Origin of the sequence: Leucobacter chromiireducens (genome assembly GCF_003917135.1) — a bacterium.
Classification (GTDB): Bacteria; Actinomycetota; Actinomycetes; order Actinomycetales; family Microbacteriaceae; genus Leucobacter; species Leucobacter chromiireducens_A.
Window position 1 is genome coordinate 36,570 of the sequence record NZ_RPDI01000011.1, and the last position, 22,580, is coordinate 59,149.

Here is a 22,580-nt window from a genome sequence, read left to right on the forward strand (position 1 = left end):
AGGATGGTCTGCGCGGAGGTGCGAGTGTTCTGGCGAAAATTGCAGGGGAAAGTGGAGAAGCACGTGGCTGAAGACAGCTGGCTGATTGTGGGGCTCGGAAATCCGGGAGCCAAGTACGAGGCGACCCGTCACAACGTTGGCCAGATGGCGCTCGACGTGCTCGCTGAGCGCATCGGCGGCCGCTTCTCTCCGCACAAGACGGGCGCGCGCATCGCCGAGGGGCGACTCCGTCCCGGCGGCGTGAAACTGATCCTGGCGAAGTCGAACGGGTACATGAACACGTCGGGCGGCCCGGTCAGCGCGCTCGCGAAGTACTTCGGCGTGCCCGCGGAGCGCGTCATCGTGCTGCACGACGAGCTCGACCTGCCGTTCGACACGCTGAAACTGAAGCAGGGCGGCGGCCACGGTGGCCACAACGGCCTGCGTGACATCGCGAAGGCGCTCGGCACCCCCGACTACCTGCGCGTGCGGATCGGGATCGGGCGGCCCCCCGGGCAGCAGGATCCGGCAGACTTCGTGTTGAAGCCGTTCGGCTCCGCGGAGCGCAGCACCCTCCCCGTGCTGCTTGAGGAGGCGGCCGACGCAGCGGAAGCGCTCGTCGACGATGGCCTGCTCGCCGCGCAGCAGCGATTCCACGGAGCGGGCAAGTGAGCCTCGCCGGGCTGGACCAGCTGCTCGAGCGCTCCGCATCGTTCGCGCGCGCGCTCGACGCCGCGGCGACGGACGCCGAGTTCTCCGTCGCCGACGGCCTGCGCGCGCCGCTCATCGCGGGGCTGCTGCGTCGACGGCGAGCAGCTGGGGATCGCGGCGCGCTGCTCATCATTGCCGCGACAAGCCGCGAGGCTGACGCCATCCGACAGGCGGTTGGCTCCCTCGTCCCCGACGCGGTGACCGCGGAGTTCCCCGCGTGGGAGACGCTGCCGCACGAGCGGCTGAGCCCCAGCGCCGAGACGGTGGGCCGCCGTGCGCACGCGCTGCGATTGCTCCGCGAGCACGACATCACCGACGCGGCAGCGCCTCCGCTCGTGCTCGTCGCCTCGGTGCGCGCCGCGCTGCAGCCCGTCTCGCCGCACGCGGCGCAGGCCGAGCCGGTCGTGCTGCGCACCGGGCAGGACCTCGTGCTCGCGGACACCGCGATCGGCGGCATCGGCGGCGCGGAAGCTGGCGCCGGCGGCGGGCTCGACGCGCTGTCGCGCAGGCTCGTCGACTACGCGTACACCCGCGTCGATATGGTCACCAGGCGAGGCGAGTTCGCGGTGCGCGGCGGCATTCTCGACGTCTTCCCGCCGACCGTCGACCAGGCGGTGCGTGTGGACTTCTTCGGCGACGAGGTCGACCAGATCCGCCGCTTCTCGGTGTCCGACCAGCGTTCCGCTGGCGACCCGATCGCCGAGATCGAACTCTGGCCGGCGCGCGAGCTCCTACTCACCGACGACGTGCGGCAACGCGCCGCCGAGCTGCTGCCGCGCTTCCCCGCACTCGGCGCCATGCTCGAAAAGATGAGCGCGGGGATCGCCGTCGAGGGGATGGAGAGCCTGCTGCCGCAGCTCGTGCCCGGGCTCGCGCCGATCACGCAGCTGCTGCCGGCCGGCGGTGCGGTGCTCGTGGTTGCGCCAGAGCGCGTTGCCGGCCGCGCGGTGAGCCTCGCGGAGACGAACCGCGAATTCCTTGAGGCCGCGTGGCACGCCGCGACGGCCGGCGCCGACACCCCGGTGCCCGTCGACGACGCCGGCCTGCTCTCGGTGACCGAGCTGCGCGCTGCATCGGTGGGGCGCCCCTGGTGGAGCACCACCGGATTTGTGCGCGACGCCGACGACGATGGCACGGCGGACGGGACGCCCGCGGAGGCGTCGGCTGAGCCGGCTGAGCCGACCCCAACCCCACCGGCCGAACCAGGAAACGCGACCGCTGCGCCAGCAGCGGCGGCAGCATCCGAGCCGCGCGGCCTCACGGTCATCGACGGCGTCGACGACGCGATCTACACGGTGCACGGCGGGGCCGTCACGCGGCCGCCCGGCGCGGAGCCCACCGCGGCAGCGATCCAGCACCTCAGCCGCCGACTCGGTGAGGGCTGGCGCGCCGTGGTCACCGCGCAGGGCGCCGGGCTCGTTGAGCGCGCACGCGACCTGCTCGCCGAGGCCGGGGCCGCCGCGCGCATCGTCGACGCGCTCCCCGGGGACCTCGAGACCGGGGTGATCTACCTCGTCACCGGCACCGCGTGGCAGGGCTTCGAGAGCGACGAGGCGCAGCTCGTGCTCGAGACCGAGGCCGAGTTCTTCGGCCGCACGGTCTCCGGCCAGGCGGCCACCGGGCAGAAGCTCGCGCGCCGCCGCGGCAAGAACGTGGTCGACCCGCTGAAGCTGACCGCTGGCGACTATGTGGTGCACGAGACGCACGGCATCGGGCAGTTCGTCGAGCTCACGCAGCGCATGGTGCCGACGGGCATCGGCCGGGACGCCACGAAGGCGCTGCGCGAGTACCTCGTCATCGAGTACGCCTCGACGAAGCGAGGCATGCCGAAGGACAAGCTGTACGTGCCGACGGATCAGCTGGATCAGCTCTCGCGCTACGTCGGTGGTGAGGCGCCGGCGCTCTCGAAGATGGGCGGCAGCGACTGGGAGGGCGCGAAGAAGAAGGCGCGCAAGGCGGTGCGCGACATCGCGGTGGAGCTCGTGAAGCTCTACTCGGCGCGCATGGCCTCGCCCGGCTACGCATTCTCGCAGGACACCCCGTGGCAGCGCGAGCTGGAGGAAGCGTTCCCGTACGCGGAGACGATCGACCAGCTCACCACCATCGACGAGGTGAAGCGTGACATGGAGCGACCCGTACCGATGGACCGCCTGCTCGCCGGCGACGTCGGCTTCGGAAAGACCGAGGTCGCGATCCGGGCGGCGTTCAAGGCCGTGCAGGACGGCAAGCAGGTCGCCATGCTCGTGCCGACGACGCTGCTGGCCAACCAGCACTTCGAGACGTTTCAGACGCGGTTCGCCGGCTTCCCCGTGCAGTTGCGCGCCCTGAGCCGCTTCCAGACCGACAAGGAGGCGAAGGAAACGCTTGAGGGGCTCGCCGCCGGCACGGTCGATGTGGTGATCGGCACGCACCGCCTGCTCTCGAACAACATCATCTACAAGGATCTCGGCCTCCTCATCATCGACGAGGAGCAGCGCTTCGGCGTCGAGCACAAGGACGCGCTGAAGAAACTGAAGACCGGCGTGGACATTCTCGCGATGAGCGCGACGCCGATCCCGCGCACGCTCGAGATGGCGGTCACCGGCATCCGCGAGATGTCGACGCTCGCCACCCCGCCGGAGGATCGCCACCCGATTCTCACCTTCGTCGGGCCCCGCAGCGACAAGCAGATCACCGCGGCGATCCGGCGCGAGCTGCTGCGCGAGGGCCAGGTGTTCTTCGTGCACAACCGGGTGTCCTCGATCGGGCGGGTCGCCGCGAAGATCGCCGAGCTCGTGCCCGAGGCGCGCGTCGCGGTCGCGCACGGCAAACTGAGCGAGCACCAGCTGGAGCAGGTCGTCCAGGACTTCTGGGAGCGCAAGTTCGACGTGCTCGTTTCGACGACGATCGTGGAGACCGGCCTCGACATCGCGAACGCGAACACGATCATCATCGACCAGGCCGACAAGTACGGGCTCAGCCAGCTGCATCAGCTCCGCGGGCGCGTGGGGCGCAGCCGCGAGCGCGCGTACGCGTACTTCCTGTACGACCCGGAGAAGCCCCTCACCGAGCACGCGAACGAGCGGCTCGAAACTCTCGCCGCGAACAACGAACTCGGATCGGGGATGCAGGTCGCCCTCAAGGACCTCGAGCTGCGCGGGGCGGGCAACCTGCTGGGCGGCGAGCAGTCCGGCCACATCGCTGGCGTCGGCTTCGACCTGTACCTCCGCATGATCGGCGAGGCGGTCAACACCTTCAAGGGCGAAGAGGTCGCCGGCACGGTCGAGCTCGTGCTCGAGCTGCCCGTCGACGCGCACATCCCCGAGGAGTACGTGGAGAGCGAGCGCCTCCGCCTCGAGGCGTACCAGAAGTTCTCCGCGGCCTCGCACCCGCAGGCGCCCGAGGATCACGTCGGCCTGGTGCTTGAGGAGCTCACGGACCGCTACGGCGCGCCACCCGAGGAGGTCGAACGCCTCGCCGCGGTGTCCGCGCTCCGTCGTCGCGCCTCGCGCCTCGGGCTCACGAAGGTGGTGGCCGCCGGGCCAACGCTGCGGCTCGAACCGGTGAAGCTGCTCGACTCGCGCCGCATGCGCATGAACCGGATTTACCCCGGCGCGCGCTACACCGAGGCGACGGGATCGCTGCAGATCCCGCTGCCCGGCGGCACCGCGTCGTCGCGGAGCCCGCTCGCCGGGGTGGGGCAGCGCCACGTCGGGGACGAGGGCGACATCGTCGCGTGGACGGGCCGGGTGCTCGCGACGCTGCTCGAGGAGGATCCGCCGGCCGCATAGGGCGCGGCGGTGCTGAGGTGCCGCCGCGCTACTCGGCCGTGCAGGCCGCCTGCAGCTCGGTGCCGGTCTGCTGCAGCGCGGGGAGGCGCTCGGTGTACAGGGCGGAGACATCCTCACCGTAGGCGCGCAACTCGCCGATCGCGCTCACATCGCCCGAACCGAGTCCGCTCAGGTCTGGAGTGCCGAGCGCCCCGAGATCCTCGGCGAAGCCGCTCCACTCGACGCGCGCCGCGTCGAGCGCCTCACGCACCGCGGGATCGGTGATCGACGCCGACGCCGCGTCGAGCGCCTCGACGACCGGATCGACGAGCGCGAGCAGGTCGAGCGGCTGCCCCGCGAGGCCGTCCGCGACGAGCTGCGGAACCGCCCGCCCTGCCTCATCAGTCACGCGCTGGATCGCCTCGTTCGCTATCTGGCACTTCGACTGTCCGCCAGAACTGCTGACACTTCCGCCCGTGCCCCCGGACGCGTTCCCGCCAGCCGAGTTCCCGCCGAACACCGGCAGCGCGCAGCCGGTGAGCGTGAGGGTGCCGAGCGCGAGCGCGGTCGCCGCTGCCGCGATGCGTGGGCGGACGCTGGTGAAACGAGGCATACGTGTCCCTTCGAGCGTAAGCATTGGCGGGTCGCCGCGATCCCAGCGTAACCGAGCCGCCATGTCGCCGAGCTGCGCCCTCGCGCAGACTCAGGTGCTCTCCAGGCGCGTGAGTAGGCTGGAAGGCATGGACAGCGCGAGCGCAGGGGCCAAGGTCGGCAGCAAATCTTCGGAGGCGGACAGTCCAGCGACCGTTCCGTCTCCTGCCAGACCCAGCGCGGCGGCCGACGCAGTCGCACGCGCCGCGCAGACCGTCCGCACGATGGTGGAGCCGGGCGGCTGCGCGTGGCACGCCGCGCAGACGCACGCCAGCCTGACCCCGTACCTCATCGAGGAGAGCGCTGAGTTTGTCGACGCGATCGAGCGCGATCTGCCGGCCGCCGAGCTCAGCTCTGAGCTGGGCGACGTGCTCTACCAGGTGCTCTTCCACGCGGCGATCGCGGAGCGCGACGGTGAGGGTTACGACCTCGCGAGCGTCGCGGATGGGCTCTCGGAGAAGCTGATCGCGCGCCACCCGCACGTCTTCGGAGACCGCGGCTACATGAGCGTCGAGGAGCTCCACGCCGAGTGGGAGCGGCTCAAGGAAGACGCCGCGGGGGAGGCGCGTGGCTCGCGCGGGGCGCTCGACGGGATCCCCGCAGGGATGCCGACGCTCGCGCGCGCCGCGAAGGTCGTTGAGCGGCTGAAGCGCGCCGGCCTGGTCGAGCCGAGCGCTGGGGAGGGGAGCCCGGAGGATCCACTCGCCGCGGCCATCGGGCCGGACGAGCAGCGCCTCGCCGAGGTGGGCATCGGCGATGCCATGCTCGCGCTCGTGATGCGTGCAAACGCGGCAAGCATCGATCCGGATCGTGCCCTCCGTCAGGCGGTCGACCGGCTCGCCGCCCGCGTCATGCACAACGGCGACGGCTAGGGCAGGATCCCCAGCCGCCGCGCCGCAGCGACGGCCGCGTGGCGCGTGTTCACGTCGAGCTTCGACATCGCGGTGCGCAGGTAGCTTTTCACGGTGCTCTCGGCGAGCTGGAGCGCGCGGCCGATATCCACGTTCGTCGCCCCGAGCGCTGCGTGCGCGAGCACGTCGACCTCGCGCGGCGAGAGGTGCACCGCATCGGCGCTCGGATCAGGGGTGCCCAGTCGCGCAAGGCGGTCGCCGAGCGCGCTGATCCGCTCACGTACTTCCTCGTCCGAGACCGCCGCGGCAATGCTCCGCAGCTCTGCGTGCTCGCAGCGGAGCCGTTCGAGCGCCTCGCCGTCGATCCCGACGGGGGCCGCGCGCGAGTCCCCGAGCTCGGTGGCGAGCGCCTCGCTGCCGTCCCGTGAAACCGCGCTCCGACCAAGCGAGAGAGCCCCGTTGCGCTCCGCTCCGTGTGTGGTGGCGCGCGCCCGCGGCTCCGACACGCGATCCTGTACGCGGATCTCGCGCGCAAGTGCACGCGCGACGGCGGCTCCCGCGCTGAGGCGCGGTGCCTGGGCGAGCCGCGAGCCGCGGCTGCCGCCGTAGAGGACCGCACGCACAGCGCCGCCAACGATCACTGGGACGGCGAGGAGGGTGACCAGACCTTCCCCGCCGATCTGCTCGTCATAGTCATGGGTGATGAGGCCGGAGTTTGCGTAGTCAGGGGTGAGTCGCGCTCGGTGTTCTGACATGGCGCGTCCGCCGAGGCCGCGGTCCGCCTGCACGCGAAGACCGGCGAGACTGCGGGTCCGGGTGCCGGCGAACGCAGTGACGCTCGTGAGGTCTCCGGTATTGAACCCGCCAAAGGCGACGGGGAATCGTGTCTCGTGCGCGAACTCCTCAACGGCGGCGTCCAGGGTTTCGAGCAAGAGGGGGTGAGGGGGATGGGTCATCGTTGCTCCCAACTTCCGGGGGTATTCGATGCTATCCCGACTTTCTAACATCGGGACAACACTTCGCATCGAAGCGAAGCGGTCGCAACCGCGTGGCCGGTCCACCATGAGGCAAGGAGGCCCCATGAATGTCCCCAGCACGCCAGAGTCAGAGTCCGGATCATCCATGCATGATCAGTCGGGAATTGACTACATCGCGTTCCAAGAAAGTGACGGGTTTCGGACGTTCAAGCACCGATTCCGACGCTTCGTGTTCCCCCTGGCGATCGCGTTCCTCGCCTGGTTCCTCACCTACGTGCTGCTCGCCGCGTATGCGCACGACTTCATGGCGCAACCGTTGTGGGGACTCAATGTCGGTCTGTGGTTCGGGCTCGGCCAGTTCGTGACCACGTTCATAATCACGATGAGCTATGTGGCCTACGCGAACCGGCGGCTTGATCCGCTCTCGCAGGAGCTGCGCGCTGAGCTCGAGCACCTGGCCGTGGCGGCGGGGGACACCGAGGGGAGCGGCGCATGAGTGCTACACACCTCTCCACCATCAGACCGCTCATCGGGGACACCGCGGCGGAACAGAATCCGGTGTTGAACATCACGATCTTCATCGCGTTTGTCGCGGTGACGATGGTCATCGTGATTCGCGCGAGTCGGAGCAACCGAACAGCCGCCGACTTCTACGCCGGCGGGCGTTCTTTCACGGGGCGTCAGAACGGGCTGGCGATCGCCGGCGACTACCTCTCTGCGGCCTCATTCCTTGGTATCTGCGGCGCGATCGCGATCGCTGGCTACGACGGCTTTCTCTACTCGATCGGTTTCCTCGTCGCCTGGCTCGTCGCGCTGCTCCTCGTCGCTGAACTGATGCGGAACACCGCGAAGTTCACGATGGCTGACGTGCTCTCGTTCCGGCTGCGTGAGCGGCCCGTGCGCATGGCTGCCGCACTGACGACGCTCGCGGTCAGCTTCTTCTATCTGATCGCGCAGATGGCCGGCGCCGGCGGGCTCGTCTCGCTGCTGCTCGGCGTTGAGGATCAGCTCGGCCAGTCCGTGGTGATCGCTGTCGTTGGGGTCGTCATGATCCTGTACGTGCTCATCGGCGGGATGAAGGGCACCACCTGGGTGCAGATCATTAAGGCGGTGCTGCTCATCGCCGGAGCCGGCGCGATGACCGTGTGGGTACTTGCGCTCAAGAGTTTCAACTTCGCGGCGCTCCTTGAGACCGCGGTGAATCATCCCGAGAACGCCAACGGCGCAGCAATCCTCGCGCCGGGACTCCGGTACGGCGAGAACCCGATCGACTTCGTGTCACTCGCGATCGCCCTCGTGCTCGGTACTGCCGGGCTGCCGCACGTGCTGATGCGCTTCTACACGGTGCCGACGGCGCGGGAAGCGCGGCGATCGGTTGTGTGGGCGATCTGGCTCATCGGGATCTTCTACCTGTTCACGCTCGTGCTCGGGTACGGGGCAGGCGCACTCGTCGGGCCAGAGACGATCGCGAAGGCCCCCGGCGGTGAGAACTCGGCGGCGCCGCTCCTCGCTGCGGAGCTCGGTGGGCCACTCCTGCTTGGCTTCATCTCAGCGGTCGCGTTCGCGACGATCCTCGCGGTCGTCGCGGGGCTCACCATCACCGCGTCGGCGTCGTTCGCGCACGACGTCTACAACAGTGTGATCAAGCGTGGCACCGCGACCGCCAAGCAAGAAATTCGCGTCGCGAAAAGCACGACGCTGGTGATTGGCGTCGTCGCCGTGGTCGGCGGCATCGGCGCGCAGGGACAGAACGTTGCGTTCCTGGTCGCACTTGCGTTCGCGGTTGCAGCGTCCGCCAACCTGCCGACGATCCTCTACTCGCTGTTCTGGAAGAAGTTCACTACGCGCGGGGCACTCTGGTCGATGCTGGGCGGATTGATCACCGCCGTCGGCTTGATCGTGCTCTCCCCGGTGATGTCTGGCAATCCGACGGCGATGCTCGGCGAGGGCGTCGACTTCGCGGTGTTCCCGTTGAAGAATCCCGGCATCATCTCGATTCCGGTCGGCTTCTTCCTCGGCTGGCTCGGCTCGGTCACGCAGCGCGGTCAGGAGTCGCGCAAGCTCGCCGCGGAGATGGAAGTGCGCGCGCTCACCGGGCACGGCGCCGAGCCCCCGGTGACCGAAGAGCACCGTGCGCAGGCGGCGCTCGAGGAGGGGGAGCGCAGGTCTGAGGGTGCTGACTCGTAGCCTCGGCCGGTGGTGCGCAGCCCCGGTCGGCCCGCGAGCGGGTCGGCCGGGGCTCGGTCCGTGCGCGCGGCTGCCTCGCGAAGATGGAAGAATGGGGGAATGGCCTCCCCAGTGAACCCGCCCCGCGGCATGCGCGACTTCCTGCCAGCAGACAAGGCGCGCCGCGAGCACGCGCTCGGCATCATCAAGGGTGTCTACCGCGCGCACGGCTTCGACGAGATCGAGACGCCCGTCGTCGAGGACTGGGGGCGGCTCCACGCCGGCCTGGGCGGCGACAACGAGAAGCTGTCGTTCTCGATTCTGAAGCGCGGGATCACGGCCGAGGCGCTCGCAGCTGCCGCGGCCGCCGGCGACGTCGAACAGCTCGCCGATCTCGGCCTGCGGTTCGACCTCACGGTGCCGCTCACCCGTTTCTACGCCTCGCACCGCGCGGAGCTGCCCCCGGTGTTCCGCTCGATCCAGATCGCGCCGGTGTGGCGCGCCGAGCGCCCGCAGAAGGGGCGCTACCGCCAGTTCGTGCAGGCGGACATCGACATCATCGGTGAGCCGGGGATCCTCGCCGAGATCGAGCTGATCACCGCGACGTCGCAGGCGCTCGCCGAGCTCGGCCTCGCCGGCTGCGTGATCCGCGTGAACGACCGCCGCATTCTCTTCGGCCTGCTCGAGCACTGCGGCTTCGCGGCGGAGACGCACGAGCGCGCGCTCATCACGGTCGACAAGCTCGACAAGATCGGCGCAGCTGGCGTGGTCGAGGAGCTGCGCGAGATCGATGCGGCAGCCGCGGATCGCATCGGCGCCGTGCTCGCAGCGGTGGAACCCGCGATCGCGGGCGACGGGATCCCGCTCACCGGGGACCGGATCGCCGCCGTGCTGCCCGAGGGCGCCGCCGCTGACGGCATCGCGAACCTCGCGGAGCTCGGCGCGGCGCTCACCGGAGCGCTTCCCGCGGGCGTCGAGCTGCGCTTCGATCCAACGCTCGTGCGCGGCATGGGGTACTACACCGGCACCATCTTCGAGATTGCGCACCCGGGATCCGGCAGCTCGGTGGGCGGCGGCGGCCGCTACGACGGCATGGTCGGCCGCTTCCTCGGGCAGGACGTGCCGGCGGTCGGCTTCTCCATCGGCTTCGAGCGCGTGGTCGACCTCATCACGCTGCCCGAGGCGACGGGGCCGGACGCCGTTGCGCTCATCGCCGACGCTGACGTCGAGCTCGCGCAGCTCGTCGCGCTGAAGCGTGAGCTCGTCGGACGCGGGCACCGCGTGCGCATCGAGAAGCGGCAGAAGAACATGAAGACGCTGCTCGCGCGGGTGGCGGCCGAGGGCTTCACGAGCGTCGCCAACGTGCGCGCCGGCGTGTCCTCGGCCGACGAGCTCGAGCTGCGGCCGCTCGCCGGCTAGGTGCGCGCGACCCTGCCGGCGGGTTCCACACGGAACCCTTGACGGGGGCGCCGCGCGGTGCGACGCTTTCCGCGAGGGTTGCACCGCGCGGCCGGATGGGAAGTCGACCATGTCCACTCAGATCTTCGTCAACATCGCAACGAGCGACCTCGAGCGCTCGAAGGCGTTCTACACGGCGCTCGGCTGCGAGATCAACCCGCTGTTCAGCGACGAGAACGCCGCGTGCATCGTCTGGGACGAGCAGGTGTACTTCATGGTGCTGACACGCGAGTACTTCGCGACGTTCACCGACAAGCAGGTGGTCGACGCGAGCGACAGCGCACAGGTGCTCATCGCGCTCTCGCGCGACTCGCGCGAGGACGTCGACGCGGTGCTCGCCGCGGGCCTCGCGGCCGGTGGCTCCGAGCCGCGCGACCCGCAGGACTACGGCTTCATGTACTCGCGCGACCTCGAGGACCCGGATGGCACGATCCTTGAATTCCTCTACATGGACCCGGCGGCCGCGGAGCAGGGCCCGGAGGCGTTCCTCGCCGAGAACGGGTAGCCCCCGCCGGGGCGGAGTGCGCAGGTGCCGCGCCGGGGAGTGCCACTAGACTTGTCGGCAGCGGCGACCAGCCGCACACGCTTGCCCGGAGATCCGGCACTGGTACGAACCCCAAGGAGCGCATGGTGGCATTTATTGACGCAGTGATCGCACGTGAGATTCTCGATTCGCGCGGCAACCCGACCGTCGAGGTCGAGGTTGGCCTGACCGACGACTCGGTGGGCCGCGCCGCGGTCCCCTCCGGCGCCTCCACCGGCGCGTTCGAGGCGTACGAGCTGCGTGACGGTGACTCGGATCGCTACCTCGGCAAGGGCGTCACGAAGGCCGTCGACGCGGTGTTCGAGGAGCTCGCGCCGGCGATCGAGGGCTTCGCCGCCGACGATCAGCGCATCATCGACGGGGTCCTGCGCGAGATCGACGGCACCGACAACAAGTCGCGCGTCGGGGCGAACTCGATCCTCGGCGTCAGCCTCGCGGTCGCTCACGCCGCTGCCGCGTCGGCCGAGCTGCCCCTCTACCGCTACCTCGGCGGCCCGAACGCGAGCACCCTCCCCGTGCCGCTCATGAACATCATCAACGGTGGCGCGCACGCCGACACCGGCGTGGACATCCAGGAGTTCATGGCCGTGCCGCTCGGCGCGACGACCTTCTCCGAGGGCCTCCGCTGGGGCGTCGAGGTGTACCACTCGCTGAAGGCGCTGCTCAAGGAGCAGGGGCTCACCACCGCGCTCGGCGACGAGGGCGGCTTCGCCCCCGACCTGCCCACCAACGCGGCAGCGCTCGACCTGATCGTCGAGGCGATCACGCGCGCCGGCCTCACGCCGGGCACGGACGTCGCGCTCGCGCTCGACGTCGCGTCGACCGAGTTCTTCGCCGACGGCGTGTACACCTTCGAGGGTCAGCAGCGCACGGCCGCCGAGATGAGCGCATACTACGCCGATCTCATGGACAAGTACCCGCTCGTCTCGATCGAGGATCCCCTCGCGGAGGACGACTGGGAGGGCTGGAAGATCCTCACCGACGAGATCGGTGATCGCGTGCAGCTCGTCGGCGACGACCTGTTCGTCACGAACCCCGAGCGCCTCGCGGACGGCATCGCGCGTGGCACCGCGAACTCGATCCTCGTCAAGGTGAACCAGATCGGCACGCTCACGGAGACGTTCGACGCCGTGCAGCTCGCGCAGCGTGCGGGCTACACCGCCGTGATGTCGCACCGCTCCGGCGAGACCGAGGACGTCACGATCGCCGACCTCGCGGTTGCGACCGATTGTGGTCAGATCAAGACGGGCGCCCCGGCGCGCTCGGACCGCGTCGCAAAGTACAACCAGCTGCTCCGTATCGAGGAGGAGCTGGGCAACGCAGCGAAGTACGCGGGACGCAGCGCCTTCCCGCGCTTCACGGCGTAAGCCACCCACCCACGGAGACGCAGCACGGTGAAACGCGGAGCGGGGGAGTTCGGGGCCTGGGCCTCGAGCCTGCGCTTCAGCGTCTTCACCGTGCTGATCGTCGGGCTGGTGCTGGCAGGCGCCGTCATCGTCAGCCCCAGCCTCTCCACCTTCGTGCAGCAGCGGCGCGAGATCGCGGAGCTGCGCGAGAGCGTGCGCATCCACCAGGAGGCCGTCACCGAGATCGACGCGGAGCGCGCGAAGTGGAAGGATCCGGTCTACGTCCGCGCGCAGGCCAGGGACCGCCTGTTCTACGTCCTGCCTGGCGAGACCCAGCTCAACGTCATCGACGATGTGACCATGCCGATCGAGTCGGACGAGGAGACGAGCGACACGCTCTCACGCATCGAGACGAACTGGGCTGAGGGGCTCGTCGGTTCCTTCCTGAGCGCGGGGACCGCAGCCCCGAAGGACGACACCGCCCCGTAGCGACGCGGTTCCGCCCCGATCCCGCGCGGCTGTTCTGGCCGCCCCAGCCCGCACACACCACCACCCCGACGCCCGAGGAGATCCCCATGAGCCGTCCGCCGTTTCCCGCACCAACCGAGGCCGACATCGCCGCGGTGAGCGCGCAGCTTGAGCGCGAGGCACGCGGCGTCATCGGCATCGCGGCGCGCACCTCCGACGGGGTGCCGACCGTCGTGGCGACCGCGCCCCGGCTGCCGGACGGCTCGCCGTTCCCCACCTTCTACTACCTCTCGCACCCGGAGGCGGTCGCCGCCGCCTCGCGCCTCGAAGCCGCAGGCGTGATGGTGGAGTTCAACGAGATGCTCGCGGAGGACGAGGAACTGCGCGCGCGGTATCAGGCCGCGCACGAGCAGTACATCGCGGATCGGGATCAGATCGGTGAGGTGCCAGAGCTCGCCGGGGTGTCTGCGGGCGGGATGCCGACTCGCGTGAAGTGCCTGCACGCCCTCATCGGCCACGCGCTCGCGGCCGGACCCGGGGTGAACCCGATCGGCGACCTCGCACTCGAACGCTGCGGGTGGCGCCCCTAACCTCCCATTCAAGATCGCGGAACGTTCGACGACCAGGGGGAACGTCCGAATTTTCGACTGCGTTTGCGCGCTTGGCCGCGGAAGTGGCTGAGCAGCCAGGAATTGCACGATAGACTGAGCCGTAGGGCAGCAGTCTGCCCGTTCCGCTGTGTCCGCACTCGGACAGTTCCCGCACAGAGCATCAAGGAGACCGCCCCGTGGCGAAGAAGATTCTGATCGTTGGCGGTGGCTACGCCGGCTTCTACACCGCATGGAAGCTGGAGAAGCTCCTCCGCGCCGGTGAGGCCGAGGTCACGATCGTCGACCCGCTGCCCTACATGGCGTACCTGCCGTTCCTCCCCGAGGTCGCGGCAGGCTCGATCGAGCCGCGCCACGCGGTCGTCGCGCGTCGTCGCCACCTGAAGCGCACCGCGAACATCGCGGGCAAGGTCACTGGTATCTCGCACGCAACGAAGACCGCGACGATCACGCCGAACGTTGGCGAGGCGTACGACTTCGAGTACGACCAGATCGTGATCACCACGGGCTCCGTGTCCCGCACTTTCCCGATCGCTGGCATCGCCGACAACGCGATCGGCATGAAGACGATCGAGGAGGCCGTCGCGATCCGCGATCGCATGGTCGGCAACTTCGAGCGCGCAGCGTCGCTGCCGAAGGACTCCGCCGAGCGTGCCCGACTCCTCACCGTGACCGTCGTTGGCGGCGGCTTCGCCGGCATCGAGTCGGTGTCCGAGCTCCGCTCGTTCGCGACCAGCCTGTTGCGCCGCTATCCCGAGATCACGTTCGACGAGACGAAGTTCCACCTCGTCGAGGCCATGGGGCGCATCATGCCCGAGGTCACCGAGGGCCTCGCCGACTGGGTGGTCAAGGACCAGACCCGTCGCGGCGTCGACATCCACCTCAACACGCAGCTCTCCTCGGCGGTTGACGGCAAGATCGAGCTCTCCACCGGCGAGAACTACGAGTCCGACCTCATCGTCTGGACCGCCGGCGTCATGCCCCGCCCGTTCCTCCGCGGCACCGACCTGCCGATCGGCGCGCGCGGCCACGTCGTGGGCACTCCGTCGCTCCGCGTTGCGACCGAAGAGGGCGAGATCGTCGAGGGCGCGTGGACCGCAGGCGACACGTCGCAGGTTCCCGACATCTCCTCGACCCCCGGCCCCGGCGGCTTCTGCGTGCCCAACGCGCAGCACGCGGTGCGCCAGGGCAAGCTGCTCGCGAAGAACATCGTTGCGTCGCTGCGCGGCGAAGGCGTCGCGGAATACAACCACAAGAACGCTGGCGCGGTGGCCGGTCTCGGTATGAACACCGGTGTGTTCCGCTCGGGCAACTTCACGCTCAAGGGGTACATTGCGTGGCTGGCGCACCGCTTCTACCACGGCCTCGCGATCCCCACGTGGGAGCGCAAGTGGCGCGTGTTTGGCGGCTGGGTGAGCCACTTCTTCCTGGGCCGCGACATCGTCAACATCGAGGCGACGCAGGAGCCGCGCGCGATCTTCGAGGAGTTCGCGTCGCGCCCGAAGCCCGCAGCCGAGTAACCACTCGCAGCACGCAGTGCGCCCCCGGCAGCCGTTCGGCTGCCGGGGGCGCACTGCGTTCTCCCGGCCCGTCCGCCCGGGGCCGGCCTGGCCCGGCCCCGGCTTGGCACACAACCGGATCGGGGTCACTTTGGCAGGGTGTCGCGTCCCGGACCTCGACGACACCCTGCCAAAGTGACCCCGATCCAGCCGGTGGGAGTGGGCGAGGGTGGGGGAAGTGGGGACTACTCCTCCGGGGCGTGCTTGCTGAGGAACTCGTACATCTCCGTGTCATCCACGCCGGGGAACGTGCCCGCCGGCAGCGGCGAGAGCACGTGCGCGTGCATGCGCGCGCTCGGCCAGGCCTTCCCCTCCCACCGCGAGAGCAGCCCGGGCTCCGGGGTGCGGCAGCACGCGGGATCCGGGCAACTCGACGCCTTTCGCACGGCGGTGTCGCGGCCGCGGAACCACTTCGCGTCGTCGAACGCGACCCCACACGCGATCGCGAAGGGGCCGAGCTCGGCGTCCCCGGTCTGCACGCTCGTCCAGAACGTGCCGTTCGGAGTGTCCGTGTACTGGTAGAACTCGCTCGTGCGGTTGGTGCGGCTGAACGCGGTGCGGCCGCCCCACTTGTGGCACAGCGACTCGCCCTCGATGGAGCCCTGCGCATCGCTCGGGAAGGGAAGGCCGTCGTTCTCGTAGCCGCGCACGAGCGCGCCAGCGCCGTCGGCGCGGTAGTGGTGCACGCGGAGGCCGAGGTGGCGGGTCGCGATGTTCGTGAAGCGGTGGGCCGCCGCCTCGTGCGTCACCCCGAATGCGTCCCGGAAGTCCTCGATGGCGAGGTTGCGATTGCGCTTCGCCTGCTGCAGGAAGTCGACGGCGCGGGCCTCCGGGATGAGGCAGGCCGCCGCGAAGTAGTTGATCTGCAGCCGCTGTTCGAGAAATTCCGCGTAACTTTTCGGCTCGGAGTGCCCGAGCACGCGGTGCGCCATGGCCTGGAGCGCGAGGGAGCGGAGGCCGTGGCCCCCGGGGATCGATGCCGGCGGCAGGTAGATGCGGCCGTTCTCCAGATCGGTGATGCTCCGGGTGTTCGAGGGGAGGTCGTCAACGAAGATGAGCGTGAAGCCCAGCATCTCGGCAAGCATGGCGACCTGCCGGTGCGTGACCGCGCCGGTGGTGTGGCCGATCCGGCGCATGAGGTCCGAGGCAACGAGCTCGATGTCCTGAATGTAGTTGTCCTGCTCGCGCATCTTGAGACGGATCTCGGTGTTCGCGCGCCTGGCCTCCTCGGAGGTGGTCGCGGCGGCCCGCGAGCGCTGCGCGAGCTCGCGGTGGAGGCCGATGAGCGCCTCGAGGGTCTCGTCGCCGAGCGTGCGCGGCGCGCGCACGTGGGGGAGGCCCAGGCGCTGATAGGCGGGGGTGGCCTGCGCGCGCTCGAGCTCCACCTCGAGCGCGCTGCGCCGATCCGGCGCCTCGCCCGTCAGAAACGCCGCGGGATCGGTGCCGAGCTCGCGCCCCAGCGCTTGCAGCAGGCTGAGCTTGGGCTCGCGCTTGCCGTTCTCGATGAGCGAGAGCTGACTCGCCACGACGCCCACGCGCTCGCCCAGCTGCTCGAGGGTCAGGCCCGCCTGCGTGCGGAAGAATCTGAGGCGTTTTCCGAGCACCAGTCGGTCGAGCTCGGCCTCTGCGGCTGGAGAAACACTGTTGGGAGCCATAACTTGACTATACGACAAAAACACGGAAAATTTACGCCTCATTTGGTGAACGGAGCGTGAATGCCTTCATCAGAATGGAGATGTCACCGATTCTTCGCCGGTGGGATCTTGAGGAGCACGACATAGACATGGGTATCAGCCAGATCGTCGAGAACGAGATTTCGTTCGCAGACCTCGTCGCCGCAGACGCGACCACGAACAACACCGAGGTCATCCAGTGGGTCACCGAAGTCGCCGAGCTCACGCAGCCCGACGCGGTCGTGTGGTGCACCGGGTCCCAGGACGAGTGGAACCGCATCACCTCGGAAATGGTCGAGGCTGGCACGCTGATCCCGCTCAACAAGGATCTCCGCCCCGGCAGCTTCCTCGCGCGCTCGCACCCCGCGGACGTCGCACGCGTTGAGGACCGCACGTTCATCTGCTCGGAGAACGAGGCCGACGCCGGCCCCACGAACAACTGGGTCGCGCCCGACGCGATGAAGGCCGAGCTCATGCCGCTCTTCGCCGGCTCGATGCGCGGCCGCACGATGTACGTCGTGCCGTTCTCGATGGGCCCCGTCGGCGGCGCGATCACGCAGCTCGGCATCGAGATCACCGATTCCCCCTACGCCGTGCTCAACATGCGCATCATGACCCGCATGGGGCAGGCGGCGCTCGACGGGATCCTCCCCGGATCCGAGTGGGTGCGCACCGTGCACTCGGTCGGCGCTCCGCTCGAGCCCGGCGAGGAGGACAGCGCCTGGCCCTGCAACGACACGAAGTACATCACTCACTTCCCCGAGACCCTTGAGGTCTGGTCGTACGGCTCGGGCTACGGCGGCAACGCGCTCCTCTCGAAGAAGTGCTTCGCGCTGCGCATCGCCAGCGTGATGGGCAAGAACGAGGGTTGGCTCGCCGAGCACATGCTGCTCCTCAAGCTCACGAACACCGAGACGAACAAGGCATACCACCTGTCCGCAGCGTTCCCCTCGGCGTGCGGCAAGACGAACCTCGCGATGCTCCAGCCGACGATCCCGGGCTGGAAGGTCGAGACCATCGGCGACGACATCGCCTGGCTGCGCCCCGGCACCGACGGTCGCCTCTACGCGATCAACCCGGAGGCGGGCTTCTTCGGCGTGGCTCCCGGCACCGGAGAGTCGACGAACCCCGTCGCCATGGAGACGCTCTGGGGCAACACGATCTACACGAACGTCGCCCTGACCGACGACGGCGATGTGTGGTGGGAGGGTAAGACCGACGAGGTGCCCGCGCACCTGATCGACTGGCAGGGCAACGACTGGACCCCAGAGTCCGGCCGCGTCGCCGCTCACCCGAACTCGCGCTTCACGGTGCCGATCCAGCAGACGCCGACGCTGGCGCAGGACTGGTACGAGCAGAACGGCGTGCCCCTCGACGCGATCCTGTTCGGTGGCCGCCGCGCCACCAACGTGCCGCTCGTCGCGCAGTCGCTGTCCTGGGATCACGGCGTCTTCGTTGGCGCGACGATCTCCTCGGAGAAGACCGCTGCGCAGGAGGGGACCGTCGGCGAGCTCCGCCGCGACCCGTTCGCGATGCTGCCCTTCTGCGGCTACAACATGGCCGACTACTGGGGTCACTGGCTCGAGATGGGTGAGCAGCTCGGCGACAAGGCACCGAAGATCTTCCAGGTCAACTGGTTCCGCAAGGGCGCCGATGGTCGCTTCCTGTGGCCGGGCTTCGGCGACAACTCGCGCGTGATCGACTGGGTGATCCGCCGAGTCGAGGGCGACGTGTCCGGTCGCGAGACCGCCGTTGGCACCGTGCCTGCCGCCGGCGAGCTGAACCTCGACGGCATCGAGGTGCCCGAGGCCGACCTCGCCGAGCTCTTCGCGATCGATCCCGCCTCGTGGCTCGCCGAGTCCGACCTCACCGAGGAGTTCTTCGCGCAGTTCGGAGACCGCGTGCCGGCTGCGCTGCGTGAGCAGCTCGCAGCTCTCCGCACTCGCCTGAGCGCGTAGCGCGCGGCGCCACTCAGGCGCGCACCGACCCGTAGGCCCCGTCGTTCTGCCCAACGACGGGGCCTACGTCTGCTCTGCACTGACACCTGCGTGGTTCGCTCTCATTTCACGGTCTCTCCTACTCAGTTCTCGTAGCCCGGTCTCTGGTGTGCTACTTACACACTCATTCCGAACGTACCGTCGAAGTGTGGGGGCACTCGTGCCCGCATGGCGCCCCGAGCGGCTGAGTCCTCGGGTGAGCGCCGTCGGCGTCGCCTGAGGCGAGCCGGCTCATCGACAAGGGGGCACTGCTATGACGAAGACACACTCGCGCCGCACGCTCGGCGCACGAAGCGCGGTCGGCGCCGCGCTCGGCGGCGCACTCGCGCTGCTGCTCGCGACGCCCACGCTCGCGCTGGAGATGCCGACGGACTCCGCAGCGACAGTGAGCGGGGCAACCTCGCGCGCGGCGACGTCGTTCACGCCCGATCTGCAGACCGAGATCCACATCGGTGACGAGGTGCGCCCGAGCGACTTCGTCGCCGCACCGGACGGTCTCACCGGCTATGTCGTCGCCGACGAGCTGAACGAGCTCGTCTTCATCGACCTCACGACGCGCACGGTCATCGACCGGCTCGAACTCCCCGCGAGCGGCGCGAAGTACATTCGTATCACCGCCGACGGCTCGCGCGCCGTGATCGCGCTGACGAACAGCACCTGGTCGAAGGGGATCGCGGTCGTCGACCTCGTCGAGCGGCGCGTGCTGAGCACCGCGACCGACGTGGTCGAGAACATCCAGGAGTTCGCGGTCGCGAGCGACGGACAGTCCTTCACCGTGCTCGGGCTCAACGGCGACCTCGAACGGATCGACATGACCACGGGTGAGGTGCTGGTGAGCCGGACGCTCACGGGCATGAACTTCCACGCTATGCAGCTCATCGCGGGCGACTCGCAGCTGCTCGTCGGCCACGATGACACGGTCTACACCCTCGACGCCGCGACGCTTGCCGATGTCTCGGTGACCACGATCGAGGGGATCGAATCGGTCGGCATGCTGCGCACGGACGGCTCGGACGAGCGCGTGTACTTCTCCGACAGCTCTGGCTCACGCCTGGGCCTCATCAACCCGGCGAGCGGGGAGACGCTCGGCTCGGTCGCGGTCGGCAACCTGATGCACGACGTGGTCGGCTCGGACGCGGAGAACCGCGCGTTTGGCAACGTGCCCTATTGGGACATGGTGATGGCCGCCGACTTCACGAGCGGCGCGCGCTCCGAGAGCTTCCGCGCGACCCCGACGGCCCCGTTCTCGATTACCCGGAACCCCGTCACCGGTGATCTCCTGACCGCCAACGGCGGCTGGAGCAACGCGGAGAAGGGGAGCACCGTCTCGATCATGAACGCGCCGAGCGTCACGAACCCGGGTGACGTTTCCGTCACCGAGCCGGGCGAGCAGGTGCGGTTTGAGATCGAGGCGGTCGGCATCAAGCGCAGCCACGGCGGCGGCGTGCAGTGGCAGTCGTCCGCCGACGGGGAGACCTGGACCGATATCGAGGGCGCGACCGACGAGCAGCTGGATGTCGTGGTCGAGGCCGAGAACCTCAATCTTTCCTACCGGGTGCGCTGGAGCGACGACTTCTGGGGCCAGTCCGGCGCGAGCGCGTCGGCACGGGTGAACGCACCCGCACCAAAGATCACGTTCGACGGACCGCTGGCCGACGGCACCGTCGGCGCGCCATACCCAGCGGTGACCATCACGGCGACCGGCCTCGCAGACCTGCGCTGGAGCGCCAACGATCATGACGCGGCGAGCCGCGCCACCGTGGTCGGCCTGCCGGCCGGAATGCAGCTCGACGCGGAGAACGGCGCGCTCAGCGGCACCCCGGAGGCCGCGGGGGAGTACACCTTCACGGTTCGCGTGACCGACAGCTTTGGTGCCGACGAGCGTGACTACACCCTCACGGTGCGCGAGGCCGACGGCGGTACCGGGCCGACAGGACCGACTGATCCGACCGGGCCGACGGGGCCGACCGGGCCGACCGGTCCCGCCGATCCGAGCGGCCCAGGCACCACGCCGGGGACCGACAGCACGAGCACTGGGCAGCCGGGCGGAGCGAAGACCGGCGTGCTGAGCACGACGGGCGGGGCAGCACCCATCGCGCTCGGGGTGCTCGCAGCGACCGGGATCATTGCTGGCGCGATCGCCCTCCTCGTGGCGCGCCGCCGGGCGGCGTAGCCGCGGAACCCGCACGCCGGGGCGCTGGGAATCCATGGGGTTCCGAGCGCCCCGGTGTTCGTGTGCGCCGGTCCCCCCACTGGGATTCGAACCCAGACTGTGCCGATTTTAAGTCGGCTGCCTCTGCCGGTTGGGCTATGGGGGGCCGCCCCCATGTTCCCACACGCGGGGCAGGCAGACGGTACTGCACGGCTGCGCTACGGCGCGGCCGCCCTGCTGAGCGTCCGCACCAGCGCTACTCCTCATCGACCTGGCGCAGGAACGCGCGGGTGCGCTCCTCGGTGGGGGCCCCGAAGAGGTCGGCCGGCGCCCCGGCCTCGACGATCACCCCCTCGTCCATGAACAGGACCCGGTCGGCGACCCTGCGGGCGAACGTCATCTCGTGCGTGACCACCACCATCGTCATGCCCTCCTCGGCCAGATCCTGCATCACCGCGAGCACCTCGCCGACGAGCTCGGGATCGAGCGCGGAGGTCGGCTCGTCGAACAGCAGAATCTTGGGTTCCATCGCGAGCGCACGTGCGATCGCCACGCGCTGCTGCTGCCCGCCGGAGAGCTGCGCAGGGTACGCCTCCGCTTTCTCGCGCAGGCCGACCTTGTCGAGGAGTCGCAGCGCGCGCTCCTCGGCGGCCGCCCGAGATACGCCACGCACGATGCGCGGCGCGAGCGCGACATTGCCGAGCGCGGTGCGGTTCGGGAAGAGGTTGAACTGCTGGAATACCATCCCGATCTCGGTGCGGATCGCGTCGATGTCGACGCGCGGCGCGCTCAGCTCGTGCCCGTCGATCCGGATCGAGCCCGCGGAGCTGCGCTCGAGCCGGTTCAGGCAGCGCAGGAGCGTGCTCTTGCCCGAGCCTGACGGCCCGATGACGCACACCACCTCGGACTCGGAGACCGTGAGGTCGATCCCGCGCAGCACCTCGGTGCCCCCGAACTCCTTGCGCAGCTGCGTGACCTCGATGATGTCGCTCATGTGTGGTCCAATCTGCGCTCGATGAGGGTGAGCACGCGCGACAGCGTGAGCGTGATCACGAGGTAGAACGCCGCGACGGTGGTGTAGATCTCGACCGCGTTGAAGTGGCTGGCCGCGATGAGGCGGCCCTGGAAGATCAGCTCGGGAACAAGGATCACCGAGAGGAGCGAGGTGTCCTTGATGCTGATGATGAACTGGTTGCCGAGCGGCGGGATCATCCGCCGAAACGCCTGCGGCCAGACCACGTGCACCGCCGCGGCCACACTGCTCATGCCGAGCGAGCGCCCAGCCTCGGTCTGCCCGCGGTCGATGGACTGCACGGCGCCGCGCACGATCTCGCCGATGTACGCGCCGGAGTTGAGCCCGATCACGATGATGCCGGCGACGAGCGACGGCAGGGTATAGCCCGTGAGGAGGGGCAGCGCGAAGTAGATCCAGATCGCCTGCACGAGCACGGGGGTGCCGCGGAACAGCTCGATGTAGGCGATGCTGAGCCACGCGATCGGGCGGATCCGGTTCAGCCGGCCGAGGCCGCTGAGCGCCCCGAGCGCGAAGCCGATCGCGAGGCCGACCACCGCGACGAGAAGCGTGATCCAGAGCCCGCGAGCGAGCGCTGGCAGGAAGTCGATGACGCCGACCCAGTCAAAGCCGGTAATGATGTTCATCGGAGCTCGCGAGCGGTCGCCGGGCCGCGCCC

At 69.4% G+C, this 22,580-nt stretch carries 18 protein-coding genes and 1 tRNA gene; 13 read left to right on the forward strand and 6 right to left on the reverse strand.

Annotated features, from left to right (window positions below; all coding sequences use genetic code 11):
- Positions 1-63 precede the first annotated feature (63 nt).
- Both pth and mfd read left to right on the forward strand, forming a co-directional pair.
- Complete coding sequence (pth, locus tag EGM46_RS07155; protein ID WP_241156229.1) at positions 64-651, forward strand: aminoacyl-tRNA hydrolase; 588 nt, start codon at positions 64-66, stop codon at positions 649-651.
- The gene (gene mfd / locus EGM46_RS07160; protein ID WP_125099472.1) at positions 648-4,460 is read left to right on the forward strand and encodes a transcription-repair coupling factor; all 3,813 of its coding nucleotides are present in this window, start codon (positions 648-650) and stop codon (positions 4,458-4,460) included. The genes pth and mfd overlap by 4 nt, the downstream gene beginning before the upstream one ends.
- A 28-nt stretch (positions 4,461-4,488) precedes the next feature.
- On the opposite strand, the gene EGM46_RS07165 is transcribed toward mfd, so the two are convergent.
- A complete protein-coding gene (locus tag EGM46_RS07165; protein ID WP_125099473.1) occupies positions 4,489-5,052 on the reverse strand; it encodes a hypothetical protein in 564 nt (187 codons plus the stop codon).
- Between the two features lie 127 nt (positions 5,053-5,179).
- On the opposite strand from EGM46_RS07165, the gene EGM46_RS07170 reads away from it, so the two are divergent.
- Entirely contained in the window at positions 5,180-5,962 is a 783-nt protein-coding gene (locus tag EGM46_RS07170; RefSeq protein WP_125099474.1) for a MazG nucleotide pyrophosphohydrolase domain-containing protein, read from the forward strand.
- On the opposite strand, the gene EGM46_RS07175 is transcribed toward EGM46_RS07170, so the two are convergent.
- The gene (locus tag EGM46_RS07175; RefSeq protein WP_125099475.1) at positions 5,959-6,897 is read right to left on the reverse strand and encodes a response regulator transcription factor; all 939 of its coding nucleotides are present in this window, start codon (positions 6,895-6,897) and stop codon (positions 5,959-5,961) included. The genes EGM46_RS07170 and EGM46_RS07175 overlap by 4 nt on opposite strands.
- A 166-nt stretch (positions 6,898-7,063) precedes the next feature.
- Between EGM46_RS07175 and EGM46_RS07180 the strand changes: the two genes are divergently transcribed.
- The 8 genes from EGM46_RS07180 to EGM46_RS07215 all read left to right on the forward strand — a co-directional run bounded on the left by EGM46_RS07180 (position 7,064) and on the right by EGM46_RS07215 (position 15,028).
- The gene (locus EGM46_RS07180; RefSeq protein WP_241156230.1) at positions 7,064-7,414 is read left to right on the forward strand and encodes a DUF485 domain-containing protein; all 351 of its coding nucleotides are present in this window, start codon (positions 7,064-7,066) and stop codon (positions 7,412-7,414) included.
- On the forward strand, positions 7,411-9,105 hold the full coding sequence (locus EGM46_RS07185; protein ID WP_125099477.1) for a solute symporter family protein: 1,695 nt from the start codon (positions 7,411-7,413) through the stop codon (positions 9,103-9,105). Before EGM46_RS07180 ends, EGM46_RS07185 begins: the two co-directional genes overlap by 4 nt.
- Positions 9,106-9,204: 99 nt before the next feature.
- Complete coding sequence (gene hisS / locus EGM46_RS07190) at positions 9,205-10,503, forward strand: histidine--tRNA ligase (protein WP_125099478.1); 1,299 nt, start codon at positions 9,205-9,207, stop codon at positions 10,501-10,503.
- Positions 10,504-10,612: 109 nt separating this feature from the next.
- Entirely contained in the window at positions 10,613-11,047 is a 435-nt protein-coding gene (locus tag EGM46_RS07195; RefSeq protein WP_125099479.1) for a VOC family protein, read from the forward strand.
- A 125-nt stretch (positions 11,048-11,172) separates the two neighbouring features.
- A complete protein-coding gene (gene eno / locus EGM46_RS07200; RefSeq protein WP_206427527.1) occupies positions 11,173-12,453 on the forward strand; it encodes a phosphopyruvate hydratase in 1,281 nt (426 codons plus the stop codon).
- A gap of 27 nt (positions 12,454-12,480) precedes the next feature.
- A complete protein-coding gene (locus EGM46_RS07205; protein ID WP_125099481.1) occupies positions 12,481-12,921 on the forward strand; it encodes an FtsB family cell division protein in 441 nt (146 codons plus the stop codon).
- An 86-nt stretch (positions 12,922-13,007) separates the two neighbouring features.
- Complete coding sequence (locus tag EGM46_RS07210; RefSeq protein WP_125099482.1) at positions 13,008-13,490, forward strand: DUF501 domain-containing protein; 483 nt, start codon at positions 13,008-13,010, stop codon at positions 13,488-13,490.
- Between the two features lie 197 nt (positions 13,491-13,687).
- Entirely contained in the window at positions 13,688-15,028 is a 1,341-nt protein-coding gene (locus tag EGM46_RS07215; RefSeq protein ID WP_125099483.1) for an NAD(P)/FAD-dependent oxidoreductase, read from the forward strand.
- Positions 15,029-15,252: 224 nt separating this feature from the next.
- Here EGM46_RS07215 and EGM46_RS07220 read toward each other — a convergent pair whose 3' ends face one another.
- On the reverse strand, positions 15,253-16,722 hold the full coding sequence (locus EGM46_RS07220; protein ID WP_125099484.1) for a helix-turn-helix domain-containing protein: 1,470 nt from the start codon (positions 16,720-16,722) through the stop codon (positions 15,253-15,255).
- Positions 16,723-16,850: 128 nt separating this feature from the next.
- Between EGM46_RS07220 and EGM46_RS07225 the strand changes: the two genes are divergently transcribed.
- Together EGM46_RS07225 and EGM46_RS07230 are read left to right on the forward strand one after the other, a co-directional pair.
- Complete coding sequence (locus EGM46_RS07225) at positions 16,851-18,698, forward strand: phosphoenolpyruvate carboxykinase (GTP) (RefSeq protein ID WP_206427528.1); 1,848 nt, start codon at positions 16,851-16,853, stop codon at positions 18,696-18,698.
- A gap of 292 nt (positions 18,699-18,990) precedes the next feature.
- The gene (locus EGM46_RS07230; protein WP_206427529.1) at positions 18,991-20,910 is read left to right on the forward strand and encodes an Ig domain-containing protein; all 1,920 of its coding nucleotides are present in this window, start codon (positions 18,991-18,993) and stop codon (positions 20,908-20,910) included.
- A 71-nt stretch (positions 20,911-20,981) separates the two neighbouring features.
- Here EGM46_RS07230 and EGM46_RS07240 read toward each other — a convergent pair.
- From EGM46_RS07240 to EGM46_RS07250, 3 genes are all read right to left on the reverse strand, one after another.
- Positions 20,982-21,055 (reverse strand) — tRNA-Leu (locus EGM46_RS07240).
- A gap of 90 nt (positions 21,056-21,145) precedes the next feature.
- On the reverse strand, positions 21,146-21,883 hold the full coding sequence (locus tag EGM46_RS07245; RefSeq protein ID WP_125099485.1) for an amino acid ABC transporter ATP-binding protein: 738 nt from the start codon (positions 21,881-21,883) through the stop codon (positions 21,146-21,148).
- On the reverse strand, positions 21,880-22,548 hold the full coding sequence (locus tag EGM46_RS07250) for an amino acid ABC transporter permease (protein ID WP_125099486.1): 669 nt from the start codon (positions 22,546-22,548) through the stop codon (positions 21,880-21,882). Before EGM46_RS07250 ends, EGM46_RS07245 begins: the two co-directional genes overlap by 4 nt.
- Positions 22,549-22,580: the final 32 nt, after the last annotated feature.